The organism is Mesorhizobium sp. M7A.F.Ca.US.006.04.2.1 (assembly GCF_004022915.1).
Lineage (GTDB): Bacteria > Pseudomonadota > Alphaproteobacteria > Rhizobiales > Rhizobiaceae > Mesorhizobium > Mesorhizobium ciceri.
This window is the reverse complement of sequence record NZ_RZQA01000441.1, coordinates 1-5,306: the sequence shown is the minus strand read 5'-3', so window position 1 is coordinate 5,306 and position 5,306 is coordinate 1. Positions and strand designations below refer to the sequence as shown.

Genomic DNA, 5,306 nt, shown 5'->3' with positions numbered 1-5,306 from the left:
GCAAGCCCGACGAGACGACAAAGTCGAAATTGTCCATGTCGGCCGGAACATCGGCAAAAACCGGCGCCAGCTCGGCGGCAAGCAGATCGAGACGCATGCGATGCGCCTCGCGCATGTCGACGACGACATCGTCGCGGTCGGCGAAGGCATTTTTGACATCACGGATGGCATCGGACAGTTTCTTCGACTGGTCGATGGTCTTCTCGCCTGCTTCCTTCATCGGCGTCTGCCTCGTGGGTTTGGTTAACACTGGGTTAACACAGCCGCCAGCAAAATGCACTGGCGAGATCGACGGCGTCGGGATGCTCAGGAGGGTCGTCGTGCGCGAAAAGGTCAGCTTGCTGCGGCGGCGAATTTCTGGCGGTGCGGCCTGGCGCGGCGGCTGGTGTTGCGGCGAATGATCTCGGCAACGAGGTGGGGTGCTTCCTCGGCCAGCATATGGCCCGCCTCCAGCACGTGGTGCACGTGAAAATGCGCCGGCAGGTCATCCGCCTGGGTAAAGGGCAGCACCGCATCGCTGGTTCCCCATGCCACCATTACCGGCATGTTCAGCCGATCGAGGCGATCGTGCGGGATGACGCCTTGCCGATCGTCCACGGTCATGGCGGCCGCGATCCCGACCAGCTTTTCGAGTTGGCCGGGTCGCCTGCGCATTTCCCAAAGGATGTCCACCGTATGTTCGAGCGGCAGGGCAGAAGGTCCCGACATCACGGAGAGGCAGGAGCGGATCTCGGACCGATCCGCGGCTTCGGCATAGCGGCGCAACAGCGGCCCGTTGATTTCGGGGCCAAGGCCGCCCGGTGCCAGAAGCGTCAGCGAGGCTATCTTTTCGGGCTCGGCCAGCGCCATCAGCGCCGCCACGGCACCACCCATCGAGTGGCCCACGAGATGAACGCGCTTCAGCCGACGCTCCGAGAGGTCGGTCAGCACGGCCTTAGCCGCCACCCTGGCCGGACCGGCGGCGGGAAAGTCGAGCGACATCCCATGCCCAGGCAGATCATAGGCCAGCGTATGCGTGGAAGGCGTCAGGGCGGAAATCACCTCGCGCCATACATCGTGGCAGCCGCCGAAACCGTGCAGCAGGACGATGGCCTTCGAGCCAACACCCTCTTCGGCGGCAAAAAGTGATGCGGTCATGAAAGCTGATTTTTTGTTATTGCAGAATGCGCGACACCAATCGTGGCTGAATTGCTCCTAGTCCGACATGATGACCAGTAAAATTTTCGCGATTTGTACGGTTGTGTACAGAACTTGGGGATCAACCGGCATTCGGCGATCGAAGCGCAGTAAACCCATCGGGACACGGCGCAGCCAGTCCGCGGACGTCGATGGTGTCAGCTCGGGCTGCCGAGCCCGGCAGCGCGCAGTGCCTGAACCAGCCGGTCGGTCAGGTCGGCCGGATATTTCCGCTCGACGAAAGTCGCCCGCGGATCGGCGGCAAATTTGGGGAACTCGGTGGTCAACTGTTTCAGCAGCGTGCTCACCAGATGGTCCTGTCCGGCAGCCTTGGCGCCGATCAGCCGTGCCGCCAGATAGTGTGATTTCGTTGCCGTCGTTCTCAGTGCCATGCTGGCCGCGACTGCCTTGTTCGTGTCGCCGAGCATGAGCTCACCGACGAACAGCCCATAGTCCCACCATGTCGGGTGTCCGCTGAAGGTCTCCGCCGCATGATCGAGGATCGGCGTTCCCTCGGCGTATCGTCCGGCGAAGATCAGCCCGTAGCCGTAAGCGGCGGCCATGCCGAGATCGTAGGGGTTGAGTTCATAGGCCTTGCGCATCCAGCGGATTGATTCGTCCGTATTGCCGAGGCGCGAACTGACATAGCCGTAGGCGCGATGCGCATAAGGGCTGGTCGGACCCATCTGCACGCCGCGATGGGCAAACTCGACGGCTGTTTCAATCGTCGCGTTGGGCGGATAGGCGTAATGATCGGACACCGCCTCGAGATGCAGGGAAGCAAGTTCCGAATAGACGAGCGAGGACTTGGTTCCACCATTGGCCAGCTTCTCGAGGCAACGATAGGCCGCCTCATGGGTCCTGGCGTTCTGGTCGAGGTAATATTTGCCGTTGAGCAGGAGGCACTGCGTCAGCACGTTTGGCGTGCCGGTCTGCTCGATATAGTTGTAGATGGTGCCGGAGGCGGGGAGTGCCGAGCTCAGCATGTCGGCAATACGGTCTTCGACCGCCGCAGGTGCGCTGTCGGCAGGGGTGAGATTGCGCGATAGAAGCACCCGTCCGGACGCCATGCTTTGCAGTTCTATCGTGATATCGCCCGCGTCCGGTCCGGGCAGGATGTCGAATATGAAGCTCGCAGCGTCGTCGGCTGGATCGTTGACGGTGTCGCGGCCGATGAAGTCGATCGTATCGAAGCCACTCAGGCCGGCGCGCAGCGATGCGGCGACACGGCTGGCGTCGGAGCCGTCAGCCTTGAGTCCGATATAGACTTGCGGCAGGGCGTCAGCCCTTGCCGACGATGTGATGCTTGCGGTTGCGCCAGCGGTCTCCGGCGTTGCCGAGATGTCGCCGCCTGCCAGCAAGGCAGTGCTGCCCTGGCGAAGAATCAGTACGCCCAACATGGCGATGACCAGCGCGATCGCCATCCAGAAAAAGCGGAGATGGCGCGCCACCGAGGGGGCAGGCGAAGTCGGTACGGAAGTCAGAGACATCGCCTCCGGCGTGCCCGTGCCGGCTTCGTTTGACCGATCGGCGGATGCGGCGCCGTCCAGCCTGAGTTCGGGAACAGCCTCGGCAATATCCGGCAGGCGGATCGCATTCGATTCATAGGCAGGAACATAGCCGCCGCGCGGAATGGCGATGCGGACCGGTTCGGCAATTCCCTCATTGGCGAAATAGTGCTGCAGAAGCTCGCGCAGCCTGCCTGCCTGCACCCGCACCACGGCATCGGTGGACGGGTCGAAATCGCCGTCCTTGCCGAAAACATCCATGGCAATGGAAAAGCCCTTGAGCCTGTCGGCTTCGCCGGCCTGTTCACGTTCGACAAGATAACGTAGCAGCTTGCGCGCGCGTTCGGATCGGCCGAACGTTTGGCTGGCAAGCAGTCGCTCCAGTGTCTCGCGCACTGCGGGGGCGGCAGGCGTGGCATGCTGCAAGTGTCGATCCTCTCGAAGTCGGCACAGGTTGAGGCGCGATCATATAGGTCCCGCACCACCACACAAGTATACACCCCATTATGCGATCACGTACCCACCGGATAATTCCGCGGTGGTTAACGGCCCGAAAGGTCGGAACCGATCACCAGATTGGGACGGTTCCGATCTTTGTTCCCGTCGGGCGTCAGCCGGCTTTTTTGCCGACGATACGGTTGGCGGCGGACATCACTGCTTCCAGCGAGGCAGCGACGATGTTGGTGTTGATTCCGGCGCCGAACAGCTTGCCGCCGGGATATTCCATCTCGACATAGGAAATGGCCGACGCGTTCGAGCCGCGCTGCATCGAGTGCTCGGAATAGTCGAGCACCGACATCTCGACACCGAGATGACGTGACAGCGCATCGACGAAGCCGTCGATCGGGCCGGTGCCTGTGCCCGATATCGTCAGTTCCTTGCCGTTGTCGAGGATGACCGCCTCGACGACGCGCCGGCCCTTGATCTCGGTGCTGGGATAGGTGTGGTGATCGAGGAATTTCAGCCGCGCGCCGGGCTGGTCGACATAGGTCTCGAGAAAGCGATCGTAGATGCGCCTGGCCGGCACTTCCTTGCCCTCGGCATCGGTGATCGCCTGGATTTCCTGGCTGAACTCGATCTGCAGGTTGCGCGGCAAATTGAGGCCGTAATCGGCCTGCAGCACATAGGCGATGCCGCCCTTGCCGGACTGCGAATTGATGCGGATGATGGCTTCGTAGCTGCGTCCGACATCGGCCGGGTCGATCGGCAGATAGGGCACTTCCCACAGGCTCGTATTGGCCTTCTTCAGCGCCTTCATGCCCTTGTTGATGGCATCCTGGTGCGAACCGGAAAAGGCGGTGTAGACGAGTTCGCCGACATAGGGGTGGCGCTCGGGGATCTTCAACTGGTTCGAATATTCATAGACGTCCTTCATCCGGTTGATGTCAGAGCAGTCGATCAACGGATCGACACCTTGCGTGTACATGTTCAGCGCCAGCGTGACGATGTCGACATTGCCGGTGCGCTCGCCATTGCCGAACAGCGTGCCTTCGACACGGTCGGCGCCGGCCATCAGGCCGAGCTCGGTGGTGGCGATGCCGGTGCCGCGGTCATTGTGCGGATGCAGCGAGACCAGCAGGTTCTCCCGGTTGTCGAGGTTGCGGCACATCCACTCGATGCGATCGGCATAGATGTTGGGTGTCGACATCTCGACCGTCGAGGGCAGGTTGATGATCAGCTTGTTGTCAGCGGTCGGCCTGACGATCTCGGTGACGGCGTTGCAGATCTCCAGCGCCACTTCCAGCTCCGTGCCGGTAAAGCTTTCCGGCGAATACTCGAAACGAAAGCCTCCGCCGGCCTTGGCCGCCATGTCGGTGATCATCTTGGCGGCGTCGGTGGCGATCCGCTTGATGCCGCCGACGTCCTTCTCGAAGACGACGCGACGCTGCAATTCGCTGGTCGAATTGTAGAAATGGACGATCGGGTTGGTGGCGCCCTTCAGCGCCTCGAAGGTGCGGGTGATCAGCTCCGGCCGGCACTGCACCAGCACCTGCAGCGAGACATCGGCGGGTACGTTGCCTTCCTCGATGCACCAGCGGGCAAAGTCGAAATCGGTCTGGGAGGCCGACGGGAAGCCGATCTCGATCTCCTTGAAGCCCATGTCGAGCAGCAGGCCGAACATGCGTGCCTTGCGCTCATGGCCCATAGGATCGATCAGCGCCTGGTTTCCGTCGCGCAGGTCGACCGAGCACCAGATCGGCGCCTTGTCGATAACCTTCGAGGGCCAGGTGCGATCGGTGAGACCGACGGTCGGATAGGGCTGATATTTGCGGGCTGCGTCGGGCATGCCTTTGGCCGAATCCGTGTCGGCTACCGCGGCATCGGAGCGGATCTCTTCTCGTGCGTTCATCGTCGTTTCTCCCGGCGGCTCATGGATCCACCTTCAGGTGGATTGATGGCGAGCGGCGCCTTTACCAGAATTTCGTTCGCTTGATGTGATTGCCAAGGAGCATGCGCTTGCGCGGCGGTTCGACCGCCGGGCGCTCCTTCAGCGAACCCGGCGATCGCCGATAAGGCCGAGAAGAAGCAGGGTCGAAGCCAGCGCGCGCACGGTCTCGCCGGAAAAACCGGTCGGACGGGAAGCGTTGCTGGCGCGCGTGTTCATGGCGGTTCTCTTACAGG

The 5,306-nt window shown here is 62.0% G+C and carries 3 protein-coding genes and 1 pseudogene; all 4 read right to left on the bottom strand.

The genetic code is table 11. The features are described from left to right. A pseudogene (locus EN925_RS21925) lies at nt 1-220 on the bottom strand (hypothetical protein); the annotation flags it as partial. A gap of 113 nt (nt 221-333) precedes the next feature. Continuing rightward, nucleotides 334-1,137 carry an alpha/beta fold hydrolase gene (locus tag EN925_RS21920; protein ID WP_128336919.1) on the bottom strand — a complete coding sequence of 268 codons (804 nt, stop codon included), beginning with the start codon at nt 1,135-1,137 and terminating at the stop codon, nt 334-336. Nucleotides 1,138-1,334: 197 nt separating this feature from the next. Then, nucleotides 1,335-3,110, bottom strand: a complete 1,776-nt coding sequence (locus EN925_RS21915) for a hypothetical protein (protein WP_128336917.1) — start codon at nt 3,108-3,110, stop codon at nt 1,335-1,337. A gap of 184 nt (nt 3,111-3,294) precedes the next feature. Beyond that, a complete protein-coding gene (gene leuA, locus EN925_RS21910) occupies nt 3,295-5,034 on the bottom strand; it encodes a 2-isopropylmalate synthase (protein ID WP_127368847.1) in 1,740 nt (579 codons plus the stop codon). Nucleotides 5,035-5,306: the final 272 nt, after the last annotated feature.